This is a genomic window from Nocardia sp. NPDC004604, assembly GCF_040609795.1.
GTDB lineage: Bacteria > Actinomycetota > Actinomycetes > Mycobacteriales > Mycobacteriaceae > Nocardia.
In genome coordinates this window covers 23644-50119 of sequence record NZ_JBEXLC010000019.1, presented here as the reverse complement: position 1 = coordinate 50119, position 26476 = coordinate 23644, and the positions used below count along the sequence as shown (strand labels likewise).

The window sequence follows — 26476 nt, the reverse complement described above, 5'->3', positions numbered from 1 at the left end:
CGGTGTCTTCAACCTATATACCGCCGCTGCTGCGGCCACTTCAGCAAATAAAGAAGTCCGCGCAGGCTCCGGTCGATATGGTTGCGCGCCTGGGCCACCAGGTGTTCTTCTTCCTGCGGTCGGTCGGTTCGATCCCGTTGGCGCTGCGGCACTATCCGAAGGAAGTCTGGCGGCTGCTTTCGGATGTCACCTGGGGCAACGGCAGCCTGGTCGTCGGTGGCGGCACCATCGGCGTCATTCTCATCCTCAGCGCGTTCGGCGGGATGACGGTCGGCATCCAGGGCTATACCTCACTGAACCTGCTCGGCCTCAGCCCGATCACCGGCGCCATCTCGGCATTCGCGACCACCAGGGAATTGGGGCCGCTGCTCGCGGCGCTGGCCTTCGCGGCACAGGCCGGATGCCGATTCACCGCCCAGCTCGGTGCCATGCGGATCTCCGAGGAGATCGACGCGCTCGAGTCGATCGCGATCCGGCCGCTGCCCTATCTGGTCAGCACCCGGATGTTCGCGGCGATGGTCGCCATCGTCCCGCTCTACTGCCTCGGCCTGGCCATGGCCTACATCTCGTGCTCGCTCACGGTGCAGCTCATCGGCAACACCTCCAGCGGTACCTACGCGCACTACTTCTATCAGTTCCTGATTCCAGGAGACGTCCTCTACTCACTGCTCAAGGCGATGGTGTTCGTCGCGATCACCACCTTCATCCAGTGCTACTACGGATTCTTCGCCTCGGGCGGTCCGGAGGGTGTGGGTGTCGCGGCCGGTCGAGCCATCAAAATGTGCATCATTGTCGTGGTATTCGCTGACCTGTTCATGACATTGGCGATCTGGGGCGTCAATCCCGGCATCCGGATCTCGGGGTAGGACGAGATGATCATCGATCCCAGTGGGCGCGGGCCCACCATGCGGCAGCTGCTGATCGCGGGCGTCTGCGGACTCGTTGTCTTCGCGCTGATCCTCGGCTTCCTGATGGCCAGGTACCGCGGCTATTTCGTGCCCAAGGTGCATGTGGTCGCCGATCTGCGAACCACCGGCGACGGGCTGCCCAGCGAGGCGGATGTGAAGTTCCGCGGCGTGCTGGTCGGCGCGGTCAAGGAGGTCGAGGTCGCCAACAAGGGCGAGCTGCAGAAGGTGCAGATCGACCTGAAGCCGGAGTTCGCGGGCGACATTCCGTCGAATGTGACCGCGCGGGTGGTGCCGAGCAACCTGTTCGCCGTCACCTCGGTGGAACTGGTCTTCAACGGTCCCGCGGACCAGTACCTGCACGAAGGATCGGTTATCCCGGAGGATCAGAGCCAGGGCACCATCGCGCTGCAGGACACCCTCACCACCGTCCGGAGCATCCTCGCCAAGCTCGACCCGGTGCAGTTCGGCCGGGTGCTCGGCACGCTCTCGCAGGCATTGGACGGCAGCGGCCGGATGCCGGGCTCCACCATCGAGCGGTTGGACAAGTGGCTGACCTCGGTGGACGAATCCATTCCGAATCTCGGTGTGCTGCTCGATGATTTCTCGGCCTCGTTCCGCGCGCTCAACCAGTCCGCGCCCGAACTGCTCGATGTGCTGGGCAGTTCGGTGAAGACCGCACAGACCATTGCGGATCACCGCGCCGCCCTGGTCGCCTTGATCAGTGGCACGGCGGGCACCGTGGATACGGTCAACGGCCTGTTCGCCCGCAACGGTGATATCGGCAAGCAGGTCACCGCGGGCACCAGCGATATGTTCGGCGCGCTCGCCGCGGATGCGAACTCGATCCCGGAAACCATCGCCTCGCTGAACAACTCGCTGCGCAAGCTGAGTACGACCTTCCACTGGGGTCCGCAGCGGCAGATGGTCTGGAACGCGGGCGTCACGCTCACCCCGTACCGCCCATACGAACAGGCGGACTGCCCGCGCTACGGCGACCTGCCCGGTCCGAGCTGCGCCACTGCACCTGCGGTCTCCGATCCCGGATATCTGCCACAGTCGATGATGCCGCGTTCGCTGGAAACGGCGCAGGGCCTGGCGAAACTGCCACTGCCCGCTGGCTTCCCGGAGATCCCGGGTCTGACCTCGCCGGGTGATCCGCTCGCGCCGACGGCCGAGCCGATGCCGGTCAGCCCGTTCGCCGGTACCCCGCTGGAGGGTCTGTTCCCGAATCTGGTGCAGCCAGCACCGGGGGCGCAGCCCTCCGCCGGTCAGCCCGCGGCTCCGGCCACGCCCGCGCAACCGGCAAGTGCGCCGGTGACCGCCGGTCCGATTTCCTACCAAGGGGATGCCGCGATCGTGGCGCTGCTCGGTCGTCGGCCGACAGCGGCCGAATATCTGCTGCTGAGCTCGGCAATGCGCGGCGGCACCCTGCAGGTCGGCGAAAGCGGTACTGCCAAATGAGCATTCGTAAACCACTGATCGGCTTCGGCCTCTTCGCGATCGTCTCGATCCTGGTCACCGTCGTCGTCTGGAATACGCTGGCGCGGGTCGTGGAGGGTGATACCAACACCTACACCGCGACCTTCAGCGATGTGCTCGGCCTGCGCGAGGGCGATGATGTCCGGATGGCTGGCGTGCGGGTCGGCAAGGTCGAGAAGATCGAGCTCACCCGCGATTCCAAGACCAAGAAGTCCGTCGCCAATGTGACGTTCATCGTGCAGCGCAACCAGACGGTGTACGACGACACCAAGGCACTGGTGCGCTACCAGAACCTGATCGGCCAGCGCTATATCGCGCTGTCGCCCGGCAAGGCGGCGAGCCCGGCGGCCTTGAAGAACAAGGCCACCATTCCGCTGGAGCGCACCGAACCGTCGTTCGACGTGTCCGGACTGCTCAACGGATTCCAGCCGCTGTTCCAGGTGTTGCAGCCCGAACAGGTGAACCGGCTCTCGGAAACCTTCATCCAGGCATTGCAGGGCGACGGTGTTTCGTTGAGCGCGTTCATCACTCAGGCTGCGACCCTGGCCACGGATTTCCAGCGCAGGGACGCGATTCTCAGCGATGTGATCACCAACCTCAGCGGCGTCATGTCCGGGTTGGCCAAGCGAGGTGATGAATTGGAGACCCTGGTTACCCAGACCCGGGCACTGATCGGCGGCCTGTACGACCAGGGCCAGTCGCTGCAATCGTCCACGGTGCAGATCGCGGATGCGACCAGTGGCCTGGTCGACATGTTGGCCAAGATCAAGCCGAAGCTGGCGACCGCACAGGATTCGACGAGTGCGGCGCTGACGCTGTTGATCGCCAACGGCGCGAAGCTGGATCAGGCCGCGATCGACCTGCCCTCGGTGCTGGCCGACCTCGGCAGGTTCACCCAGGACGGCGCCTACGCCAACGCGTACTTCTGCAAACTGGATGTCTCGCTGTACGGCATCCTGCTCCCCCGCGGCCTGCTCACCCAGATCGGCGGCAACGGACAGTCGGCGGTGTGCCGCCCATGATGACCAAGATCAAGGACAGGTTCAACAGCAACCGGTACTTCTGGTTGGGTGTCATCGGCGCCGTCGTCATCATCGCCCTGCTGATCGGCTCGAGCGTGTACAAGCTGATCGGCGTCGGTGAGCAGACGGTCAAGGCCGAGTTCGCGCAGACCGCCGGGGTCAAGGTCGGTGACAAGGTCAATGTGGCCGGTGTCCCGAGCGGCCATGTGGCCGGTGCGAAGCTCGAGAACGGGCATATCCTGCTCACCCTCAGCGTGAACAACGACGTCGAGCTCGGGCCCGATGCCAAGGCCTCGATCAAGATGGCGACGCTGCTCGGCGCGCGCTACGTCGATCTCGACCCGGGTGACGGATCGGGACTGAAGGGCAGCCGAATTCCGTTGTCCAACACCTCGGTTCCGTACAACCTGGCCGATGTGGTCGAGTACGGCACCCCGAAGTTCGAGGCGCTCGACACCAAGCAGCTGGCCACCTCGCTCGACCTGATCAACAAGCAGATGGGCGATTCGCCCGCGCTGACGGCGCAGGCGCTGGACAGCGTCGGCGCGCTGGCGAAGGTGCTGGATTCACGCAAGGCGGAGGTCGACAGCCTGCTCAAGGATCTCGACCGGGTTACCAGGATTCTCGGCGACAACCGCAACAGTGTGCTGTTGGTGATCACCCAGGGCGAGGCCATCGCCAACCGGGTGATGGAACGCCAGAACCTGCTGCGGCAGCTGCTCGACAATGTATCGACGCTGAGCCGTCAGTTGCAGGCGATCGGCGCGGCCAATAACAACCAGCTCGGTCCGACCATCGCGCAGTTGAACACCATGGCCGAGGGTCTGCAGAAGAATAAGGACAACCTCGACCGGCTGCTGCAGATCATGCCGGTGTCGGTGCGCTACTTCAACAATGCATTGGGCAACGGTCCATACGGTGAGGTCGGCACGCCGTGGGTCTTCCCCGACAACTGGTTGTGCTTCGCCCACATGATCGAGGGGTGCCAGGGATGAAACTGACGCGAATCAACCTGCGGCGGCCCAAACTTCGGCATTTGGCCAAACCGTTGATGATCAGTGCCGCGGCCTTGGCAGTCGGCAGTTGCTCGCTGGTGCCGAGTTCGGTGAACAGCGCACTGGGCAACACGATGACGATCACCGCGGACTTCGAGAACATCGCGGGCGTATTCGAGGGCAACCCGGTCACTGTGCTCGGATTGCAGGTCGGCAAGGTCGACAAGATCATTCCCAAGGGCACCCTGGTCGAGGTGCACATGACGATCGATAAGGACGTCAAGATCCCGAAAGACGCGATGGCCGCGATCGTTTCGCCGTCCATCGTGACCGACCGGCACGTCGAACTCACCCCGGTCTACACCCAGGGCGCGACCATGTCCGACGGCACGCATCTGCCGAAGGCGAAGACCAAGACGCCGGTCGAGCTGGACACCATGCTCAAGACCATCGATCAGTTCGCCGCGGCGCTCGAGCCGAAACCGGGCACCGAGGGTATCGGCCCGCTCTCCGGCCGGGTGCTCTACCCGATGCTGAACGGCAATGGCGAGAAGATGCGCGACACCCTCAATGCGCTCTCCGGTGCGTTGAAGGTCGGTGTCGACAATAAGGACGCGGTCGCCAATATCATCGTCAAGCTGAACGAGCTGACCACGATGCTTGCTGAAAACGACCAGTCCGTACGCGATTTCAGCAATCGGGTGACGCAGATGACCGGGCTGCTGGCCGATCAGGCCCCCGGGCTGCAGGCCACGCTGCAACAGCTCAACGACTTCCTGTCCAATACGAGTTCGGTATTCGTGCAGTACCAGGATCAGCTGGGGAGTTCACTCGCCGGTCTGACCGCGGTGACAGATCAGTTGCGCGCCAACGCCCGCGGTATCACCGAGGTCGCCGACTTGACGCCGCTGCTGATGCAGAACCTGGACCGGTCGATGAACCGGGAGCTGGGCTACGTCCGGCTGCACGGCAACCTGCCGACCTTCCTCAACGGCGAACTGCTGAGCGTGTTCTGTGAACGGATTCAGATGCGCTCGGATGGCTGCCGGACCGGCAAGATCGAGGACCTTGGCCCTGACCTGGGGATTACGGCGGCACTGCTGGGGATGACCAAATGAACGCACGGTTCACATGCAAAGCCCGCCGCGCGCTGATCGCACTGGCCGCGGCATCCGGGGTGGTCGTCACCTCCGGATGTGGTCTCACGGTGGAGAATCTGCCGCTGCCCAAACCGGGCATGGCCGGTGAAACCTACACCATACAAGCGAAATTCGAGAACGCGCTGAACCTGCCGGATCAGGCGAAGGTGAAGATCGGTGGCTCCGATGTCGGTGTGGTCTCCAATATCAAGACCAAGAACTTCGAGGCCATTGTCGATCTGAAGATCAGCAAGGATATCGAATTGCCGGTCGGCAGTACGGCGGAACTGCGCCAGGCCACCCCGCTCGGCGATGTGTTCGTCGCGGTGTCCAAGGCCAAGGCGGAGCCGGGTACGCCGATGCTGCACGACGGCGACGTCCTCGGCCGGGACAAGACCTCGGCGGGCGCCACCGTCGAGGAACTGTTGATCTCGGTCTCACTGCTGTTCAACGGCGGCGGCGTGGCCGCGCTGACCAAGCTGACCTCGGAGTTGGATTCCATCGTCGGCGGTCGCGGTGATCAGATGGCGCATTTGATCACCGAAATGACCGGCGTGGTAGGCAGTTTGAACGACAACAGCGCGCGCGTGGACAGCGTGCTCGCCCAGTTCAGCTCGTTGGCCAACACCATCGAGGGCAGACATGCGGAATTGGGTCAGGTCGCCGATACGCTGCCGCAGATGATCGGCGCCATCGCGGAGAACAACCGCGCCATCGGCGATCTGCTGCAGAAGATTTCGGTGACCAGTGCGGCGCTCGGTGACTATGCCAACACCTCCAGCGATAAACTGGGCGACCTACTCGACAATGTGCACAAGCTGATGAACGCACTGTCGCAGACCGAGCAGAACTTCGGTCCTGCCTTGGATGCGCTGCATGATATCCGCGGCGGGGTCGACGCGTCCTTCCGCGGTAACAGCCTCGCGGTCTACGCCACCATCACCAATCTCCACAACCTCAGCTTGTTGTCGGATCCGGGGCAGGGCAAGTTCTTCGATGGCCGCGATCTCAGCGACTTCGCGGGCAGCCTGATCACCGTCCTGCAGGCGATTCAAGGACGACTGCAGGGGGGTCACCGATGAGTTGGCTCGGCAAATTGATGCAGCGCAAGATGCTGTTGTCCACCGTCGGCCTGGTGCTGGTGTTCATCGTCGGGGCCAGCTATCTGCTGGTGAGCGTCATGCGGGTGAATCCGCTGAAGTCGACCTATGCCGTGACAGTCAACCTGGACCGTTCCGGTGGTCTGCAGCCGGGCAACGATGTGACCTTGCGTGGCTATCGCATCGGCAAGGTGACCTCGATCGAGTTGGTCGACCGCGGACAGTCGATCGCCGCGAAGACCGAAATCGATTCGAAGTACAAGATTCCCTCCGACACCAATATCTCGGTGGGCGCGCTGTCCGGCGCCGGTGAGCAGTACCTCGACTTCCGGCCGAATGTCGAGCAGGCACCGTATCTGCGCGACGGTTCGGTCATCAAATTCGATGCGGCCAAGATCAAGACGCCGACCCCGATCTGGGCGGTGCTCGACAACTCCAGTGCGCTGATCTCCCAGATCGATCCGGATAAGTTCAGTGTCATTCTGACCAATCTGGATATCGCGCTCAGCGGTGGCCCGGACCAGTTGCGCGGCATGGTGAACGGCATCAGCCTGGCCATGGCAGGTTTCGACAATCTGCTGCCGCAGACCAAGAATCTGATCTCCAACCTGCGCACCATCGCGAACACCACCTCGAACGCGCAGCCCGATCTCGCGACGCTGACCCGCAATTCGGGCCAGCTGTTCGACCAGTTCAACAATGCCAACGCCGAATTGCTGGCGGTGCTGGAGAAGGCACCGGGACAGCTGACCAGTCTCGGTGCGGTGCTGGACAAGACGAGCGACCCGATCACCAGTCTCGCGGCCAACTTCGCGGCGATGACCAAGGCCGCGCAGCTGCGGATTCCGGCGCTGCAGGCGCTGTTCCCCTCCCTGAACATCGGGTTGTCCGCCGCCGGTGTGCCCGCGCACGACAACGAGTTCTACGCTGTCGCGGATATCTGGATTCGGCCGATCTGCCAGTACAAGCACACGCCGATTCGCAATGAGGTGGTCCAGGACGGCTCGCTGCCCAAGTGGAACTACTGCGAGAATCCGCCGCCCGGACTGCAGGTTCGCGGTTCGGCGAATGCGCCGCGGCCGAATGTGCCGGATAACGGTGCGCAGATGCCGCCGGGCGCGAATCCGAATGACATGACCCCGCCGCCGCTGCGGTGAGTCAGTTGACACAACGAGCGGTACGTATTCGACGGTGCGTTACCCCGGCCCGGCAGTGAAATCCGAGGCCGGGAATACTGCCCCGCAGAGTGCGAACGGTTCGTTCGACGCGGGCCGACAACGCAATATCGGTGCGCTCGGGTGCGCCGGGAAAGTGCAGGATTGTATCGATGTCCACTGATGATGTCGGCGCCGAGAACCAGGACTCGGACGCCCCGAAAGAGGACGCCAAGGCCGACGTGCCCGCCGAGGACAAGACCGTCGAGATCGGGAAGTCCGGCGATGCGGCTGCCCCGAAGTCCGAGCCGAAGCAGACGGACACGCTGGCCAAGGGCGCGGCGCAGCCGGGTCCACCGAATGGCGGCAGGGAACGGGGCACGATGGTGCCCATCGTCGCCGCATTCGTCGCCGGCGTGCTGCTGGTCGCGGCGGTGACCGCCGTTATCGTCTTCTACCGGCAGGCGAGCAATCGTGGCGACCAGTTGGACGCGCACGCGGCGGCCACCACGGCCGCGTGCGAGTACGGCAAGCTGATCTCCACCTACGATCCGCAGACCATCGACGGCTACCTGAAGAAGGTGGACGCCGCGTCGGCCGGTGAGTGGAAGGACCAGTTCGCCAAGCTCGGTCAGGATCTCAAGGGTGTGGTCGTCGACGCCAAGGCCTCCTCGTCCACCTACGACATGCAGTGCGGCCTCCAGTCCGGCGATACCGAAAGCGCGAAGGTGCTGGTGGTGATCGGTCAGACCACCACCAATGTGAATATCGCCGCCGCGAACAAGCCGCCGAGCAAGGTCGAACTCGTGGTGGTCGCCGGTCTGCAGAAGGTCGGCGACAAGTGGCTCGTCGACAAGTTCGACCTGCCGATCCTCAAGCAAATGGGCAACTGAGTTGCTGCCGAGCTGGCGCTAGGCCCCGGAGTTGGGCGGACCAATAGCGGCCCTGGTTCGGAGTTGGCCACGATGAGTTCGCGAAGGACTCCTACCGATAGCCCTGATGAAACGCCTCCGGGCGGGTGGGAATGGCACCACCCGCCCGGAGGTCTTTTCCGGCGGTCTTGCGCCCGGTCGCGCCGGCGGTCTCAGAACAGGGTCAATGCCTGAGGTGCTGGCGCGACCGGCTTCCCCGCGGACCGCGGCCGGGAGGTCTTGGCTGCCCCGGCCGAATTGCCGAGAGCGGTGGTCTTTTCGGTCTTGTGCTCGACTACCGGCGGCAGTTCGGGGAGTTCCGCGGTCGGCACCTCACCGGCGGCCGCGGAGGCCGCGGCCTGTCTGGCCGCCTCGCCGGCGAGGGTATCGGCCATCTCGTTGAAGTAATTGCCGACATGTCCACGCACCCAACGGAACCGGACCGGTCCCGGCCGGGAGGCGATGGCCCGGTCGATCTGCTTGATGAGTTCGACGTTCTTCACTGCGCCGCCGGTGGCGGTGCGCCAGCCATTGATGCGCCAGCTGGCGATCCATTCTGACGCGCACTTGATCGCGTATAGCGAATCACTCTCGATGAGCAGCGGCTCCTCGCTGGGATGGGCGACTATCGCCTCCAGCAGCGCGCGCAACTCCGCGACCTGATTGGTTCCGGTGGCGGCTCCCCCGCTGCGCGAGCCGCCCTGATGATTGACCCAAGCCCAGCCGATGGCGCCGCCGGGATTACGGAGGCAGGATCCGTCGGTGCTCACGATGATCATGGCTGGCACCCTACGCAATCCGACCGACAAGATCGGTACCGTGGAATTCCTCTATCTCCCTTCGCAACTGAGACTCGGTGCGGCGCAGCGCCGAGCGCACGGCGGAATCCACCAGGCGCAGGCACAGGCGGCCGAAGAGTCCACTCGGTGGAGCGTACTCCGCCTCCGACGTCAGCACCGAGCGTCCATAGCCGAGTGGGTCGAAGCGCAGCCGCAAAGTTCCTGACAACCGTCCGCGTAGCGTGTAGCCGATCACCACATTGCGCCGGTATTCGGTGATCTCGCATGTCATGGTCGGCCGCCACGGCCCGAACCCGGCGCGGGTGCTGAAGACTGCGCCGAGCCCCTGGTCGAGCTCGCCTTTCGGCTCGAACGCGGCGACGCCGAACATCCAATCCGGCACGAACTGATGGTTTTCCGTATAAGTGAAGGCCACCTCGACCGGGGCTCCGACGTCGCTCGCGTACTTGATGTGGCCCATAGGCCCTCCCTGTTGGCTGTCGCTAAAAGTACTACAGCTTTCCTCTTTATTGGAGTGGTTGCCCGCAATTTGGTTGGGCCGCTTTCCACATCGGCGACCGGTTGGTCGCTTGGTTTGCTGGGATGGGCGACTCAGCTACCGAATCGGGTCAGAGTTGGTCGACGATGTATTCGGCGATCGGCATCGCGGAGGTGGCCGCCGGGGACGGGGCATTGAGCACATGGACCGAGCGCGGCGTGCGCTCGATCATGAAGTCGTGCACCAGGGTGCCGTCGCGCAGTACCGCCTGCGCGCGGATCCCCGCCTCGCGCGGCCGCAGGTCCGCGACCGTCAACTCGGGGCAGTACCGTCGGCATTCGGCCAGGTAGCCGTGCTTGAACAGCGAGTTGCGCAACTCCCGCAGCCCGGTCCGCATATGCGCGCGAGCGACCCGGTGGAAGCCGGGAAAACCGAGTACCGCACGGGCGTCGCGGGCGTCGAAACTGCCCTTGCGATAGCCCTCCCTGGCCAGGCCGAGCACCGCATTGGGGCCGACGGTCAGCGCGCCGTCGATCGTCGGACTCAGGTGTACGCCGAGGAAAGGCAGTGCGGGATCGGGGATCGGATAGATCAGCGTGCGCACCAATCCGGTTCGGCTGGACGGTAGCTGGTAGTACTCGCCGCGGAACGGCACGATGCGAAAATCGGTTTGCAGGCCCGCCAGCGCGGCCATCCGGTCGGCCTGCAGACCCGCGCAGACCACCAGGGTGCGCGCGGTCCAGGAGCCCGCGGGGCCGGATGCGGTGACCGCGTCGGTGGTCTCGGTGAGTTCGGTGATCTCCGCGCCGAGCACGATATCGCCGCCGGTGGCCCGGACCTCATCGGCGAGTGCCGTGGTGACGCGGGTGAAATCGATAATGCCGGTGGCGGGCACGAACAGGGCGCCGACGCCGGTCACATGCGGTTCCCTGCGGGTGAGTTCGGCGGCGTCGATCAGTTCGACGTCGACGTCATTGGCGACCGAGCGTTCGTGCAGCGCGAGCATTCGCCGGTGCTCGGCGGCATCGGTGGCTACCAGCAGCTTTCCGCAGACCTCGAACGGTATGCCGTGCGCGGCAGCGAAATCCTTGGTCCAGGCGGCGCCCTGCCTGCACAGCCGTGCCTTGAGACTGTCCGGCGGGTAGTAGATGCCGGAATGGATGACACCGCTGTTGTGCCCGGTCTGGTGCGTGGCCAGGGCGCTGGCCTTGTCGACGAGCACGAGGCTCGCGCCGGCATGGCGTTGCAGAATCCGATGCGCCGTCGCGACTCCGACGATCCCGCCCCCGATGACACAGAAGTCGTACATGGGACGCAGAGTAGGCGGACTACACCGCGATGGTGCGGTTCGCCGGCATCGTGGCGGGATTCGGTGCCGCGTCGGCCGTGGTCGGCGCGTCGGTGGCGGGTGCGGTCGAGTCGTCAACGCTGGGCGCGTGTTTCGTGGTGGGCGCGGGATAGCGCTGCAGCCGGAGTTCGTGTTCACCGAGGGTCGGATCCGAGAAGGCCAGTGTCACTTCGCCATTGTGTGTATCGACCTCGGCGCGCAGCAGGGTGATACCGCCGGGATCGGCGTGGATGCCGAAACGCTCCCGGACCGGTTCGGCGAGTACGAGATCCGCCAGTGTGGTCAGTGCATCGGTATCCACCGTGACGGCGACGGAATTCGTGCGGCCGGTGGCGACCTGCGCGCCGACATATGCGGTGCCGACCCGCAGTTTGCCGCCGATTCCGGCGGGCACCGCGGTCGGCGAATCGGTATTGGTCGCTGTGGTTTTCGCGGTGTCGGCCACGGACTCGGCGGGAAAGCGGGCGAACAGTGCGGGCAGATCGCGACTTCCGCCGCTCAGCAGTGCATCCGGGAACTCGGGTCCGGAGTCGGTGCCGATAGCCGGGATGGTGCGCGCCGGTGCTGCCGCGATTTCGCCGGTGGTGTGCCGGGTTTCGGCCATCTGATGGACGATATAGGCCCCGGAGGCCACCGTGAGGCTGAGGCTGGCGGTGCCCGCGAGGACGATGGCAGCGTGCCGCGCGATTTGGGCAGGCTTGCGTGCTGTGTTGGATCGGCGGCGCTCGCGGTGCCCTCCGTGCGCGCGTATACCTTGCGGGGTACCGTCTCGACGGCCCCCACCGCGTTCCTCCGGGCCCGTCGCTCCCACCGCTGGCACGATGCGTTCCTTTCCCTCCGCCCCTGGTCCCCTCGTCGGCACGGCCCGCATCGTTGAAAGCCGTACAGGTGTCCAGGTTACCGCGGTGGCGGCAGGTGACGCCGCGTGGGGGAGATCAGCATCACAATCCCCAGGTGGCCGGCACGATGGTGAACTCGAGCCGATCGGCGTCGTTCATGTTTCCACCAGCTGACAACGGGGTAAATAGACATAGCTGGCGAGCGTCATTCTCGACTGCCACATCGAGACACCCGGCCAACGGCGTCCGGCCGACACGAACGGCGCACCCAAGTGTGGCGCTCGCCCGCTCCGCCTCCATCGGTGGACCGGGTGTTTCGGATTCGGCGGGTCAGTCGAACTGGCCCGCTGCCCGTCCGGTTCCCGTCGGTCCCGCGAAAGCCTGTGCGATGGTGAGCCATTCGGCAGCGTCCGCACCTTCGGTTTCGAGTGCGAGGTCATCGCGGTGGCGGCGCTGCGTCACCAGCAGACAGAAATCCAGGGCCGGACCGGTCACGCGTTGCGTGGCGTCCTCGGGTCCCCACGACCAGATGTCACCGTCGGATGCGGTGAGTTCGACCCGGAATTCCTCGGCCGGTGCGTTCTTGCCGTGCACCGTGTAGGCGAAATTCCTGGTCCGCACGCCGATATGGGCGACCGTGCGCAGCCGGGCGGTCGGTGTTCTGGTCACCCCGAGTGCGTCGGCGACGTCCTGGCCGTGCGCGAAGGTCTCCATAATGCGGGCGCTGACCATCGAGGCCGGGCTCATCGGCGGTCCGAACCACGGCAGCTTGGTGCCGGACGGGACCGCGCGCAGGGCATCGATCAGATCGTCGCGGCCCCGGCGCCAGCGGTCGAGCAGTTCGGCGGCGGGTGTGCTGGCCGCCTCCTCGGCGGCCGCGTCGACGAAGGTCAACACCTTCGGGGCGGCATCCTCGAGCAATTTCGCGAAGCCATCGGCGTCGGCGGCGGCCATCGTGGCTACCTCATCGGTCCAGGCCAGATGCCCGATCTGATGGGCGATACTCCAACCGGGGGCTGGCGTGGGCTGCGACCAGTCCGCCGGTGCCAGTGCGGCGACGATTCGTTCCAGTTCGGTGCATTCGTCGGAGAAATCGCGCAGCAGCGCGTCGAGGTCAGCCATCGGTTTCCTGTCTCGTTCGCGGCGTGCTCGAATCCCTGCGCAGGCTGCCTCCTCCTGGCCCATCGCTTGCGCCGGGCCCGGCGAGGCGCACTACTTCGTACGCCGTCGCGGTTCAGCATCGCAGCGGCTCCAAAAAAATGCAAGCATGCGTGCTTGTATTTGCGACGGACCGCTCTACTGCCGGCACAAACGCGACCCCGCCCTCGAAATCCAGCTCATCGACCACGTGGACATCGCCTTGATGCAGGTGAATCGCACGGCACCAATCCCGGCTGGACGACCTGTGGGGCCCGCTACCAGCCGAAAATCGTCAGGTGGGCGGCGCCGACCAGCAGGCCGAGCAGCGCTCCGTGCAGGTACAACAGCCAGGCATCCTGTTCGACCGAGGCGTAGAACATCTCCATGAACTCCCCCGGGGTGAGGTCCTGGAGCTTGCGCGCCGCGAACTCATCGATCTTCTTCGCCTGTTCGAGGGTGAACGCCTCGTCCTCGACCAGACTCGGGGCCAGACCGACCGCGGCACCGGCCGCACCGACCTTGAGATTGTCGAACTGGCGGCGGCCGAAGGCGACGCGCACGATCGAGGTGGTCGGGCCGAGCTGGCGATGGATCTCATCGGAGACCAGCCGCTCGATCAGCTGCCGGGTCTTATCGCCATTGGGGCCGTCGAGCAGTTCCTTGGACAGGTTCGGCAGCGTGAGCACCTGGTAGGCGAGGATGTGCGCGAGATCGGTGGCGGCCTGCGGCTGCCGCTTGGCCAGCAGCGCCTGCTTCCACAGGTATTTGTAGCGCGGCTGCGGATCACCCGGTTCGAAGACCATTTTGACGGCGATGACATTGACGATCACGCCGATCGCCGCGGAGGCCAGCAGCACGATCACCCAGCCCGGCACCCACCCGAGCACCGGAATGGTGTGGTGCACATGCATATACAGCGCGAGCAGCAGGCCGAACGGCGCGCCGAGCAGGCCGATCCGCACCATGAATCGCAACTCCGGTGCGGCGATGGTGGTGGTCAGATCCTTCAGGATGTACGGGTTTTCCCGCAGATAGCGGATGACAAAGGATTTGATATCGATCAGCTGGTCGACATTGTCGCCGAGCGATTCGAAGGCCCGCTTGGTCAATGCGGGCAATTCCCGATCGACCCGTTGATAGATGATCTGTTTCATGGTCTTGGGCACGCCGCGCCACAGATCCGGATTCTCCCGATACATCAACTCGTCGACCAGGGGCTGCACCTGCTTGCTCGCGAGTATCGCGAGGTAGTCGGCAATACCTTGCAGATCCAGTTCGTGTATGAAATCGCGCGGACTGCCGATGCGCATGAGCGCCTTGTCGACACAAATACTGGCCATCTTCTCGGCACGCGCCGGAATGAAGCCCTGGAATCCGAACCGGCGGCCGTCGCCGGAGAATGTCGGCAGCACCTGGACCCGGCGCGGAAAATACGGATACAACACCTGCAGGCCCGGAATCCGGATGCCGCGGAATATGATGGGCCAGAACAGCATCAGCACACCGGTCCAGTTCGTGAGCCATCCGGCGAGCGCACTGAAGATCGGGAAGGTGATCAGATCGACGCTGAACTTGGACAGGCCGGTCAGCTGTTCCCAATCGATGAACACTCCGGAGGCGAGTGTTGTCATCGTGGGATCCCCCTAAGCCTTAGCGACTGCCTACCGGTCGCTAGATATCCCGGTTCTGAGATATCTAGTTGCCAACATTCTCATCGGCTCGGACGGGGTGTCAATGCTGGCCCGTCGCTGGTGGTGTCATCGGGCCTGTTCGAGTGGGCGGCCGGTATCCGCCTGCGCATCGGATTCCGCTGGGGCGGGCGACGCGCTGTGCCACTCGATGCACCCAGGTGACCCGACTCACTCGATGAGGCCCGCGCGAAGAGGCCGCTGACGTGGGGGTTATTCGCCGAGAGCGAACGGGCGGGGAGGGCCGGAACAAACGCGATCACTGCGGGGTTGACTGGGCATCGCTCAACTTTTGGAAGGGTCGAACACGTGACTACACCACAGAACCTGCCGGTGCTGTTCCTGACCGATCCGATCGTGCTGCCGGGCATGGTCGTGCCCATCGAACTGGACGAATCGGCGCAGGCCGCCATCGACGCTGCGCGCGCCGCGAATACCGACGCGGTGCTGCTCGCACCCCGCTTGACCGAGGGCTACGCCTCCTATGGCGTGGTCGCCACCATCGAACAGGTCGGCCGGATGCGCGGTGGCGCCCCCGCCGCGGTGCTGAAGGCCGAACGGCGCGCCAAGATCGGCCACGGGGTCACCGGGCCGGGCGCCGCGCTGTGGGTCGAGGCCGAACCGGTCGAGACACCCGCCGCCGACGGGCGCACCAAAGAGCTTGCCGCCGAATACAAGAAGCTGGTCGTTTCGGTGCTGCAGCGCCGCGAGGCCTGGCAGATCATCGACGCAGTCAATCAGCTGACCGATCCGTCGGCGATTGCCGATACCGCGGGCTACGCCCCGTACCTGACCGCCGACGAGAAGCGTGAGCTGCTCGAAACTCCGGATACCGCACAGCGTTTGACCAAGCTGATCGAGTGGACCAAGGCGCATATCGCCGAGGCCGAGGTCACCGAGAAGATCAGCGAGGATGTCCGCGAGGGCATGGAGAAGAGTCAGCGCGAATTCCTGCTGCGCCAGCAGCTCAACGCCATCCGCAAGGAACTCGGCGAGGACGAGCCCGACGGCGCCGACGATTACCGCACCCGGGTCGAGCAGGCAGATCTGCCCGATAACGTGCGCGCCGAGGCGCTGCGCGAGGTCGGCAGGCTGGAGCGGGCCAGTGATCAGAGCCCGGAATCCGGCTGGATCCGCACCTGGCTCGACACCGTGCTCGAACTGCCGTGGACGGTGAAAACCACCGACAGCACCGATGTTTCGGCCGCTCGCGCGGTACTCGACGCCGATCACCACGGGCTGGACGAGGTCAAGGACCGCATGGTCGAGTACCTGGCCGTACGCTCCCGGCGGGCCGCGCGTGGACTCGAGGTCGTCGGCGGACGCGGCTCCGGCGCGGTGCTGGCGCTGGTCGGTCCGCCCGGTGTCGGCAAGACCTCGCTGGGTGAATCCGTCGCACGGGCCATGGGCCGCAAATTCGTTCGCGTCGCGCTCGGCGGTGTGCGCGATAAGGCGGAGATCCGCGGTCACCGGCGCACCTATGTCGGCGCACTGCCCGGCCGGATCGTGCGCGCCGTGAAGGAGGCGGGTTCGATGAATCCCGTTGTCCTGCTCGACGAGATCGATAAGGTCGGCTCGGACTTCCGCGGTGATCCGGCCGCGGCGCTGCTCGAGGTGCTGGATCCGGCGCAGAACCACACCTTCCGCGACCACTACCTGGATCTGGATCTGGACCTGTCCGATGTGCTGTTCATCGCGACCGCGAATGTCATGGAGACCATCCCCGGCCCGCTGCTGGACCGGATGGAGCTGATCACCGTCGACGGCTACACCGAAGACGACAAGGTGGCCATCGCCCGCGACTTCCTGGTGCCCCGGCAGCTGGAACGCAATGCGCTGACCGCGCAGGAGGTTTCGATCACCGACGAGGCGTTGCGCGAGGTTGCGGCCAACTACACCCGGGAAGCCGGTGTCCGGCAGATGGAGCGGTTGATCGCGAAGGCGTTGCGCAAGGCCGCGACTCGGCTGTCCGAGGACGGCAGCGGTTCGGCCGCCGACGACACCGAGGTGTCACTGGGCTACGACGCCGGGCTGGGCTACGACTCGTCGGTGGAATCGGAGTCGTTGACCATCGATCTGGGCAATCTGAAGGATTACCTGGGCCGTCCGCGCTTCACCCCGGATTCGGTGGAACGCACCGCCGTCCCCGGTGTGGCAACGGGTTTGGCGGTCACCGGTCTGGGCGGCGATGTGCTCTACATCGAGGCCAATGCCGCCGAGGGCGAGCGCGCGCTCACCCTGACCGGTCAGCTGGGCGATGTCATGAAGGAGTCGGCGCAGATCGCCCTCACCTACGTGCGCTCGCACCTGGAGGAGATCGGCATCGAGCCGTCGGTGCTGGATCGCAATATCCACATCCACTTCCCGGCGGGCGCGGTGCCGAAGGACGGTCCTTCGGCGGGCGTCACCATGGTCACCGCCCTGGTTTCGCTGGCGCTGGGTCGGCAGGTGCGTGCGGATGTCGGCATGACCGGTGAGGTCACGCTGAACGGCCGGGTGCTGCCGATCGGCGGTGTGAAGCAGAAGCTGATGGCCGCCCAGCGCGCGGGTCTGAAGACGGTGTTCATCCCGGCCCGCAATGAGCCGGATCTGGACGAGGTGCCCGCGGAAGTGTTGGCCGCCTTGGATGTTCGCCCCGTCGCCGATGTGGCCGACATCCTGGCCTACGCCATCGAACCGGTTGCCGAACCGGTCCTGAACGCTCCCGTCTTCGCGGCGAGCGCCTGATATTCGGCCGAAACGGGCCGTGCACCTGTGCACGGCCCGTTTCGCGTGCATGGTCACCGTGACCGCGGCGCAAGGGCAGTGCAAGCCCGGGCGCACAGGATCGGGACATGACTACTACAGAGCACACTCCCGTACTCGTTGTCGGCGGCGGCCTGGTCGGACTGTCGGCCGCACTGTTCCTCGAGTACCACAATGTCCCTTATGTTCTGGTCGAGCGCCGGGCCAAGGCGTCGGTGCTGCCAAGGGCGCGCGGTCTGCACACCAGGACCGCCGAGCTGTTCCGCCAGGTCGGCGTCGAGGATCGGGTCCAACAGGCCGCCGCGACCGCATTGCGGGCGGGCAGCTTCGGCGGTGCCAGCATGGGCACCAGTCTGATCGCGGCCGAGCCGCTGGATATCAGCCATTTGGGGCGGGCAATGGCGGCTGCCGATCCCAGCCCATCGCGGTTCTGCTTCCTGCCGCAGGTGCTGCTCGAGCCGGTGCTCGCCGAGCAGGCCCGCGAGCGCGGCGGGGACCTGCGATTCGGGGTCGAGCTGGTCGAATTCGAGGCCGATGATGCTGGCGTCACGGCAACCCTGCGCGACGCGACGGACAATACCTCGGTGATCCGGGCCGACTACCTTATCGCCGCCGACGGTGCGGCCAGCCCGATTCGTCGGGCATTGGGTATCGAGGGCTGGGAGGTGCCGCCGACCCACCACTACATCAATGCCTTTGTGCGGACCGATCTCACGGGCTTACTCGGTGGTCGCACCTTCAGCCAGTGCGAGATCAGCAACGACACGGTGCGCGCACTCGTCCTGTCCAAGAACAACACCGACGAATGGTCGTTCCACCTGGAATACGATCCCACGCGCGAGAGCGCCGCGGACTATTCGGACCAGCGATGTGTCGAGCTGATCCGCGCCGCGATCGGCGTGCCCGAATTCGCGGTCGAGCTGCTGGCGCGAAGTGCTTGGGACACCGGCAGTTTCGTGGCAGACGAGTACCGGCGCGGCCGGGTGTTCCTCACCGGCGACGCGGCGCACCGGCACGCGCCGTGGGGTGGTTACGGCGGCAATACCGGTGTTGCCGATGCGCACAATCTGGTGTGGAAGCTGGCGGCGGTGCGCTCCGGTACGGCCGCGCCCGCACTGCTGGACTCCTATCAGGTCGAACGCTGGCCACGTGCGATCATCGGCGCCGAACAGGCCAACCTCGGCGCCGACTTCCGTGCCCGCTACGGCATCGAAACCCCGGACAATGCCGACCGGATCGCGCGCATGGTGGAGTTCGGGGCGGTGATGTCGCGCTTTCGCTACTCATCGGATGCGGTATCGCACCGGGCCGTTCGAGGCGTCGAATGGGTCGAGCCGCATGTCGATCGGCTGACGGGGCAGGTTGGCACGCGGTTGCCGCACGTCTGGATCGATGCCGAGCAGACCACCTCGACCCTGGATCTCTGCGGGCCCGGCTACGCGCTTCTGATCGCGGGCAGCGCCGCGGCCTGGCGTGATGCCGCCGCGCATGCGCAGCGGCAGACCGGAATCGAAATCGCCGTGCACGGTTTGGCCGCCGACTGGCGTGCCTGCACCGGTCTGCCCGAGGGCGGTGCGCTGCTGGTGCGTCCGGACGGACATGTGGCGGCGCGCTCGGATGAGGGTCTGCATCCGAGATTGCTGACCGGAACCTTGCGGGCGCTCACGGGCTGGTCATCGGATACCGCGTCGGTGCTCGACATCAAGGCGACTGCTTGATTTCGAAGCGGGTGCTGCACCGGAGATCGTGCAGCACCCGAAGTCGACTGTGCTGCAACATGATCCGCGGCATCAGGCCGCGTGGCGCGCTCGGCTGCCTTGCGGGCCCAGTCGCGTGCGAGCAGGCGGCGGCCGAGCGCGCGGCCGAGGCCTGGACGAGACTGCCGTGGCGCGATTCAAATCGCGCTACCGCTCACGCATTGCCGTTCGCCCCCAGTTCGCGCTCGACCGAGCGTGCGGTGCCCTGGGCGACCACGCACAGCACCGGCTCCGCATCCGCGCTCTCGGCATAGATTTCGCAGGAGACGACGGCTTGGCGGCGCGTCGATCCGGTGATGGTGGCCTCGGCGCGCAGCCGGGTGCCCGCGGCCGGGCGCAGGTAGGTGATGGTGAAACCGCCGGTGCGGACATTGGCGCCGACACCGTACCGGCCGCGAAGGTGAGTGCGTTATCGGCCGCATAGGACACCACGCCGCCGTGTTTTGCTGGCTCAACTCGGGCCGGATGGGAATGATCAGGGTCGCGGCGCCGTCGCCGAATGCGGCGATCTCGGTGCCGACCAGCTGTGCGAACGACTGTGCGGCGAGCACCTGTCGCGCCAGGTCCAGGTCGAGGGTGATCGTGGGCCTGAGGTCTCCGTTGGCGAGTGGTTCAGTCGTTTGTGGTGCCCAGTGCCTGCCAGGCGGCATCGGCGAGTTCGCGCGCGACAGCAATGGGGGCCGTGGCGCAATGCCCGAGTGGTCGCTATGCAGTGGTCAGGCGGTCGGACGGGGCCGACGCAGCAGCCAGGCCAGCAAGGATCGCCGCGGCGGGCGCGGATACTTCGCGACCACCGTCCCGGACCCGATCTCGCCATCGACCCGCAGCAGCGGCGCCCCGGGCAGACCGCCCTCGGTCACCTTGTTCTTGATGCTGCCGCTCTTGGTCCGTAGCCGATCGAGATCGACCCGCCAGCCGCGCGGCACGATCAGCTGGACGGTGCCGGACCGAGCGGATATGTGCACCGCGACCTCGCGATGCGGGCACAGTGCCCGGGTGAAGTCGAATTTGATATCGCCGGAACTGCATTCGGCCGTGATCTCGGCCGGGACGATCCACTCACCGTCCTTCACCCGCGAGCCACTTCCGGTGCGCAATTCGATCGGTTCGCGGGCCACGGCGACCACCGGCAGGTCGGCGGTGACGGCGACGAGTTCGGTCGACGTCTGCGCCGAGTACACCGCGACCAGCCGCTTATCCAGCTCGATCAGGTCGAGTTGACCCTCGTCGACGGCGAGCTGCAGCTGCCGGGCCGCCACCTCGCGATCGATATCGTCGACCCTGACCGCGGGCACCGCGGGCAGGTTGTCCTTTGCATCGGTCATCGGAAGTATTCCCCTTGCTCGTCTGCTGCGATCGTACGGCCGGAGTAACGTCCGATCACAACAACGCAAGAGCTGATTTCGTTCGTACATGGGTAGCTCGTCGGGGATGTCCAGACCGAGACCGGACAACCTACTGTCGGCCCGCGACGCGACTTCCCCACCCACCCACGACCGGCAAAAGTTTCGGGGAGGCGGAATTGCCCAGGTGGCTGCTGCACGTCGATCTCGACCAGTTCCAGGCGGCGGTGGAGTTCCGCCGCCATCCCGAGCTGCGCGGCCTGCCGGTCATCGTGGGCGGCAATGGCGATCCCGACGAACCGCGCAAGGTGGTGACCTGCGCGTCCTATCCTGCCAGGGCGTTCGGGGTGCGCGCGGGGATGCCGCTGCGCTCGGCCAAACGCAAATGCCCCGACGGTATTTTCCTGCCGCTGGATATGGCCACCTACGAGGAGGCCTCCGACGAGGTCATGGCGCTGCTGCGGACCTTCCCCGGCCGCGTCGAGGTATGGGGCTGGGACGAGGCCTTCCTCGCCGCCGATACCGACGATCCCGAGCAGTTGGCGCGCGAAATCCGAAGCGCCATTGCCGAATTGGATCTGACCTGCGCGATCGGCATCGGCGACAATAAGCTCACGGCCAAGCTGGCGACCGGTTTCGCCAAATCCGCGGGCAAATCCTCGGCCGCACCCGCCGATACCGACGGCGCGGCGGCGGGAATGTTTCGGCTCACCGCCGCGAACTGGGTCGAGGTCATGGCGCATCGTCCGACAAATGCGTTGTGGGGCATCGGAAATCGGATCGCGGCCCGGATGGCCGAACTCGGCATCGAAACCGTCGCCGACCTGATGGCCGCGGACCGGCATCGCCTCGCCGCCGAATTCGGCCCGAATACCGGGCCGTATCTGTGGGTCCTCGGTCACGGCAAGGGCGATACCGACGTGACGACCGAACCGCGAGTTCCGGTGGGGCGCAGCAAATCCGAAACCTTTCCGCACGACCTGACCGATCCGGCGGAGATCCGGGCCCAGGTCGCGCGCCTGGCCACCGAGGTGGCCGAGGAGATGGCCGCCGCCGGTCGCATTCCGCTGCGCGTCGCGGTGACCGTCCGCACCAATACCTTCTACACCCGCAGCAAACAGGAAAAGCTGCCCGCGCCGACCACCGATATCGCGACGATCGTCGAAACGGCCCTGCGCATTATCGATCGCTTCGAACTCGATCGCCCGGTCCGCCTTCTCGGCGTCCGACTCGAACTGGTTCCCGAATGAGGCATAACGCCTTCGTATCGACACGGCGGTGGGGTCGATGTGGCCGCGGGATCTGTCCCGGGCGGCGGCCGCGCTCGTATGCTCGTCGGCATGGAGTTCTTGGCGATGGTGGCACACGAATCGGACAGCGGGATCGTGCTCATCCGGCAGCAGGTCGACGAGGACTTCCTCGGGCCGGGCGAAGTCACGATCAAGGTGCATTACTCGAGCGCGAACTATAAAGACGGCCTGGCGATCACCGCGGGCGGTGGCGTGGTCCGCAACTATCCGATCATTCCCGGCATCGATATCACCGGTGAGGTCTTCTCCTCTGAGGTCGACGATTTCGCCCCGGGCGACCTGGTGGTGGCGCACGGCTACGATATCGGCGTTTCGCACAATGGCGGTTTTGCCGAATATGCCAGGGTGCCCGCCGACTGGGTGGTCAAGCTGGACGGTCTGGACACCCGCGACGCGGCCGCGCTCGGCACCGCCGGTTTCACCGCCGCACTGAGCGTGCAGGGCCTGCTCGATCACGGACTTACCCCGGAGACCGGCGCGGTGCTGGTCACCGGCGCGACGGGCGGCGTGGGCAGCGTGGCCATCGATATCCTGTCCGGTCTCGGCTTCGAGGTGATCGCCTCCACCGGCAAGACCGATGCGGGCGACCTGCTCGCCGAACTCGGCGCCAACGAGGTGATCGGCCGACTGCCGCAGGATCCCGACGCCAAACTCCGCGCGCTGACGAAGGCCACCTGGGCCGGTGCGGTGGACAGCGTCGGCGGCAAATCCCTCGCCTATATCCTCAGTGCCATCGGCTACGGCGGCTCGGTCGCAGTGAGCGGACTGACCGGTGGCTCGGATCTGCCCACCACCGTCATGCCGTTCATCCTGCGCGGCGTATCGCTGCTCGGCATCGATTCCGCCTATGTCCCGATCGAGAAGCGCCGCGCCCTGTGGTCCCGACTCGCCAATGAGCTTCGGCCCCAGCACCTTTCGACGATCGAGAACTTCGCCCCGATCACCGACGCCGAAAAGGTGCTGCGCGCCATCCAGCGCGGCGCCCATTCCGGCCGCACCGTCTTCGGTGTCGCTGGCGAATTCTGATCGCAACCGAAAGGCCCGGCTCGATGTGATCGAGCCGGGCTTCCGATCACCGCGGAATCGGCGTGTTCACGCTGGCCGACCATCCCGATCAATACGGCCGACGAGGGCGTGGCCCGCATCGCGTTCCTACTGCTCGCGCTGTTCGCGGAGATGGAGCGCACCTTCACCGCCGGGCGCACCGCCCGCGCCCGCGCCATCGCCGAATCCAAAGGCCGCCACATCGGCCGACCCACCACCTGGCCCGACGACAAGATCGACTATGCCCGACTGCTCCGCGAACAGGGAAACAGAATCGGCGAAATCACGAGCAAGACCGGCATCCCAAAAACATCACTGCACCGCTACCTCACGCTAGTGACCGGACAGGAGTGATCCCGGCGGCTACCTGGCCGAACGGATGACGTATACAAGGCGGGATGAGTTCATTCGTCGCAGATCTGAATCATCTGAAATCGAAAGGTCTTACATGCCCATCGGTTCGTTGTCACGTGTCCTGTCTTGCGTTTTTGCCAGTGCGGCGCCACTGCTCTTGATGGCACCGGAGGCCGTTGCCACCCCGGATAGCCCTTACAGCTGCATGGGCCCCTATCTGTCGAATGATGGCTCCGCGGAGGTGGAGTCATGTGTCTACGTCGAGAATGGCGTACCCAGGGCATTTGGCGGCCTCACGATCAAGAATGACACCATCACCCGCGAAAATTGCACCATGGTTGTGACCGTGGTGGATAAAGATGCCTATGCCAGCGGGGCGAGCGATGAAATGGTCGCCACCAGTGGCGAATTCCCTTGCCTGAACGGAAGGTATCCTTCCCCGCCGTTGACTGTGGACGCGGCACTGGCGAAGGCCGGTCATCGCTATGTCAGTTTCACCGAAGTCACCAAAAACGGCCAGGGGATCGCTCGTATCTACAGCCCGGAACTGGTTTTGCCGTAGACCTGAATTCGAGGTCGGAACTGCTGGACCAGACCTAGCGCGCTAGGCCTGGTCCAGCACATCTTGCCGCCACCATCGCCGTTGCCGAATAGCAGGCACCCGGTGAGTGATCCGGCCGTCGGGTCCGCGCGCACAGCCAAAGAACCTGCTGCGAAATGGTTCTCGCGGCCCACCGGGTATCGACGCAGACCACACCTGCAGAAGGATTGCGCTGCAACCAGACTCAAATCATGGCCACCTGGCCTGCCGTGGCCGATCATTCCGAGATTGCTCGAGGCATTCCACCGGGACATCCGAACCAAGCTGCGGGTGGCTCCGACCGACGGCCCGGTCCTGCTGGAGCGGGCCGACGGGTCTGTGCGAGGTAGGCGAAGACGGTTGGCCCGACGACTACGGTGACTCCGACATAGTCGACGCAATCGATTTCGAGCCAACCGACCAGACGGACTGAGCCGGTCAGGCCGCCACGGTGACCGGTTCCTCCGCGAACTGCGTGCGGTACAACTCGGCATAGCGGCCGTCGGCGGCCAGCAGCTGGGTGTGCGTGCCGCGTTCCACGATTCGGCCGTCCTCGAGCACCAGGATCTGGTCGGCGGCGCGAATGGTGGACAGGCGATGGGCGATCACCAGTGCCGTGCGGCCGTCCAGTGCCTCCGAAAGCGCCTCTTGCACAGCGGCTTCCGAGGTCGAGTCCAGCGATGCGGTCGCCTCGTCGAGGATCACCACGCGCGGTTGCTTCAGCAGCAGCCGGGCGATGGTCAACCGCTGGCGTTCACCGCCGGAGAGTCGGTAGCCGCGCTCGCCGACGACGGTATCCAGACCGTCCTGCAGTGACTCGACCAGATCGCGCAACCGGGCCCGCTGCAACGCATCCCACAGTTGCGCCTCGGTCGCCTCCGGGCGGGCCAACAGCAGATTGGCGCGAATCGTGTCGTGGAACAGGTGGCCGTCCTGGGTGACCAGGCCGACAGTATCGCGGATCGAAGTTGTGCTCAGTGCGCGCACATCGGTCCCGTTCAGCCGAACCGCACCGCTGTCCACGTCGTAGAGCCGGGAAACGAGTTGGGCCACCGTGGATTTTCCGGCGCCCGAGGAGCCGACCAGCGCGACGAGCTGACCGGGTTCGGCCCGCAGCGACACATTGTGCAGTACCTCGACCCCGCCGCGGGTGTCCAGCGTCGCGACATCCTCCAGCGAGGCCAGCGATACCTTGTCGGCGGAGGGGTATCCGAAGTTGACATTGTCCAACTCGACCGCGACCGGGCCCGCGGGCACCGCGACGGCATCGGGTGCGTCCTCGATGAGCGGCCGCAGATCGAGCACCTCGAAGACCCGCTCGAAGCTCACCAGCGCGGACATGATCTCCATCCGCGCGCTGGCCAGTGCGGTCAGCGGTGTGTAGAGCCGGGTCAGCAGTAGCGAAAGCGATACCACCGCACCGGCATCCAACTGTCCGCGCAGCGCGTACCAACCGCCGAGTCCGTAGACCAGGGCCAGCGCCAGCGCCGAAACCAGGGTCAGCGAGGTGACGAAGACGGTCTGCAACATCGCCGTGCGCACCCCGATATCGCGCACCCGGCGCGCCCGCAGCGCGAATTCCTCGGACTCCTGCTGCGGCCGCCCGAACAGCTTCACCAGGGTCGCGCCGGGTGCGGAGAAGCGTTCGGTCATCTGGGTGCTCATGGCCGCATTGAGTCCGGCCGCCTCGCGCTGCATGCCAGCGAGCCGATTGCCCATCCGCCGCGCCGGAACCACGAATACCGGCAGCAGCACCAGCGCGAGCAGGGTGATCTGCCAGGAGATGCGGACCATGACGGCGAGCGTGAGCGCGAGGGTGACCAGATTCGTGACCACCCCGGAGAGGGTGTCGCTGAATGCGCGCTGCGCCCCGATCACATCGCTGTTCAACCGACTGACCAGCGCGCCGGTGCGGGTCCGGGTAAAGAACGCGACCGGCATCTTCTGCACATGATCGAAGACGGCCGTCCGCAGATCCAGGATCAGCCCCTCACCGATGCGCGAGGACAGCCAGCGAATCAGCAGCCCGAGTGCGGCATCGACCACCGCGAGCCCGCCGATCACCATCGCGAGGACGACGACCACCCGCGGCGCGGCCCCGCCGACGATGTCATTGACGACCCGACCGGCCAGCACCGGCGTGGCCACCGCCAGCAGTGCGGATATCACGCTGAACAGCAAGAACGCACCGATCCGGCGGCGATGCGGCCCCGCGAACCGCAGGATGCGCTCGGCCGTCGCGAGCCGGAACGGCCGCTGCTCCTGCGGCGCGTTGGCCCGCCGGTACATCTGGCTCCACGCCACCGATTCGATACTCACCTGGTACTCCCTCTCGCTCCCCA

At 65.6% G+C, this 26476-nt stretch carries 22 protein-coding genes and 1 pseudogene; 14 read left to right on the top strand and 9 right to left on the bottom strand.

All coding sequences use genetic code 11. From position 1 onward, the window contains the following. Positions 1-2: 2 nt before the first annotated feature. From ABZW16_RS09905 to ABZW16_RS09870, 8 genes are all read left to right on the top strand, one after another. Positions 3-866: an ABC transporter permease gene (locus ABZW16_RS09905; RefSeq protein ID WP_354954157.1), complete on the top strand. Its 864-nt coding sequence runs from the start codon at positions 3-5 to the stop codon at positions 864-866. Positions 867-872: 6 nt separating this feature from the next. Further along, positions 873-2369, top strand: coding sequence for an MCE family protein (locus ABZW16_RS09900; protein ID WP_354954155.1), 1497 nt, complete (start codon positions 873-875; stop codon positions 2367-2369). Continuing rightward, positions 2366-3409 carry an MCE family protein gene (locus tag ABZW16_RS09895; RefSeq protein WP_354954153.1) on the top strand — a complete coding sequence of 348 codons (1044 nt, stop codon included), beginning with the start codon at positions 2366-2368 and terminating at the stop codon, positions 3407-3409. The genes ABZW16_RS09900 and ABZW16_RS09895 overlap by 4 nt, the downstream gene beginning before the upstream one ends. Then, a complete protein-coding gene (locus ABZW16_RS09890; protein ID WP_354954209.1) occupies positions 3409-4404 on the top strand; it encodes an MCE family protein in 996 nt (331 codons plus the stop codon). Before ABZW16_RS09895 ends, ABZW16_RS09890 begins: the two co-directional genes overlap by 1 nt. Beyond that, complete coding sequence (locus ABZW16_RS09885) at positions 4401-5522, top strand: MlaD family protein (protein ID WP_354954151.1); 1122 nt, start codon at positions 4401-4403, stop codon at positions 5520-5522. The genes ABZW16_RS09890 and ABZW16_RS09885 overlap by 4 nt, the downstream gene beginning before the upstream one ends. Beyond that, on the top strand, positions 5519-6625 hold the full coding sequence (locus tag ABZW16_RS09880; protein WP_354954149.1) for an MCE family protein: 1107 nt from the start codon (positions 5519-5521) through the stop codon (positions 6623-6625). The genes ABZW16_RS09885 and ABZW16_RS09880 overlap by 4 nt, the downstream gene beginning before the upstream one ends. After that, positions 6622-7800, top strand: a complete 1179-nt coding sequence (locus ABZW16_RS09875; RefSeq protein ID WP_354954147.1) for an MlaD family protein — start codon at positions 6622-6624, stop codon at positions 7798-7800. Before ABZW16_RS09880 ends, ABZW16_RS09875 begins: the two co-directional genes overlap by 4 nt. Before the next feature lie 170 nt (positions 7801-7970). After that, entirely contained in the window at positions 7971-8690 is a 720-nt protein-coding gene (locus ABZW16_RS09870) for a hypothetical protein (protein ID WP_354954145.1), read from the top strand. Positions 8691-8881: 191 nt separating this feature from the next. Here ABZW16_RS09870 and ABZW16_RS09865 read toward each other — a convergent pair whose 3' ends face one another. From ABZW16_RS09865 to ABZW16_RS09840, 6 genes are all read right to left on the bottom strand, one after another. Further along, a complete protein-coding gene (locus ABZW16_RS09865; protein ID WP_354954143.1) occupies positions 8882-9487 on the bottom strand; it encodes a ribonuclease H in 606 nt (201 codons plus the stop codon). A 10-nt stretch (positions 9488-9497) separates the two neighbouring features. Further along, complete coding sequence (locus ABZW16_RS09860; RefSeq protein ID WP_354954141.1) at positions 9498-9968, bottom strand: SRPBCC family protein; 471 nt, start codon at positions 9966-9968, stop codon at positions 9498-9500. Between the two features lie 148 nt (positions 9969-10116). Further along, positions 10117-11295 carry an L-2-hydroxyglutarate oxidase gene (gene lhgO, locus ABZW16_RS09855; protein WP_354954139.1) on the bottom strand — a complete coding sequence of 393 codons (1179 nt, stop codon included), beginning with the start codon at positions 11293-11295 and terminating at the stop codon, positions 10117-10119. Between the two features lie 19 nt (positions 11296-11314). Then, positions 11315-11938, bottom strand: a complete 624-nt coding sequence (locus tag ABZW16_RS09850; protein WP_354954137.1) for a hypothetical protein — start codon at positions 11936-11938, stop codon at positions 11315-11317. 565 nt (positions 11939-12503) lie between these two features. Continuing rightward, positions 12504-13295, bottom strand: a complete 792-nt coding sequence (locus ABZW16_RS09845; RefSeq protein ID WP_354954135.1) for a TIGR03084 family metal-binding protein — start codon at positions 13293-13295, stop codon at positions 12504-12506. A gap of 293 nt (positions 13296-13588) precedes the next feature. After that, positions 13589-14944: a hypothetical protein gene (locus ABZW16_RS09840; protein WP_354954133.1), complete on the bottom strand. Its 1356-nt coding sequence runs from the start codon at positions 14942-14944 to the stop codon at positions 13589-13591. 366 nt (positions 14945-15310) lie between these two features. On the opposite strand from ABZW16_RS09840, the gene lon reads away from it, so the two are divergent. Beyond that, on the top strand, positions 15311-17728 hold the full coding sequence (lon, locus tag ABZW16_RS09835; RefSeq protein ID WP_354954131.1) for an endopeptidase La: 2418 nt from the start codon (positions 15311-15313) through the stop codon (positions 17726-17728). A 107-nt stretch (positions 17729-17835) separates the two neighbouring features. Then, complete coding sequence (locus ABZW16_RS09830; protein WP_354954129.1) at positions 17836-19464, top strand: FAD-dependent monooxygenase; 1629 nt, start codon at positions 17836-17838, stop codon at positions 19462-19464. Positions 19465-19657: 193 nt separating this feature from the next. Here the strand turns inward: ABZW16_RS09830 and ABZW16_RS09825 are convergent. Further along, positions 19658-20072, bottom strand: a pseudogene (locus ABZW16_RS09825) (PaaI family thioesterase). Positions 20073-20219: 147 nt separating this feature from the next. Further along, the gene (locus ABZW16_RS09820) at positions 20220-20828 is read right to left on the bottom strand and encodes a DUF1707 domain-containing protein (RefSeq protein WP_354954127.1); all 609 of its coding nucleotides are present in this window, start codon (positions 20826-20828) and stop codon (positions 20220-20222) included. Positions 20829-21025: 197 nt separating this feature from the next. On the opposite strand from ABZW16_RS09820, the gene ABZW16_RS09815 reads away from it, so the two are divergent. The 4 genes from ABZW16_RS09815 to ABZW16_RS09800 all read left to right on the top strand — a co-directional run bounded on the left by ABZW16_RS09815 (position 21026) and on the right by ABZW16_RS09800 (position 24116). Next, complete coding sequence (locus ABZW16_RS09815; protein ID WP_354954125.1) at positions 21026-22096, top strand: DNA polymerase IV; 1071 nt, start codon at positions 21026-21028, stop codon at positions 22094-22096. 90 nt (positions 22097-22186) lie between these two features. After that, complete coding sequence (locus ABZW16_RS09810; protein ID WP_354954123.1) at positions 22187-23182, top strand: oxidoreductase; 996 nt, start codon at positions 22187-22189, stop codon at positions 23180-23182. Between the two features lie 108 nt (positions 23183-23290). Continuing rightward, positions 23291-23554 (top strand): hypothetical protein, encoded by a 264-nt coding sequence (locus tag ABZW16_RS09805; RefSeq protein ID WP_354954121.1) that lies wholly within the window; start codon positions 23291-23293, stop codon positions 23552-23554. A 94-nt stretch (positions 23555-23648) separates the two neighbouring features. After that, on the top strand, positions 23649-24116 hold the full coding sequence (locus ABZW16_RS09800; protein ID WP_354954119.1) for a hypothetical protein: 468 nt from the start codon (positions 23649-23651) through the stop codon (positions 24114-24116). Positions 24117-24572: 456 nt separating this feature from the next. Here ABZW16_RS09800 and ABZW16_RS09795 read toward each other — a convergent pair whose 3' ends face one another. Then, positions 24573-26453, bottom strand: a complete 1881-nt coding sequence (locus ABZW16_RS09795; RefSeq protein WP_354954117.1) for an ABC transporter ATP-binding protein — start codon at positions 26451-26453, stop codon at positions 24573-24575. Between the last annotated feature and the right edge of the window lie 23 nt (positions 26454-26476).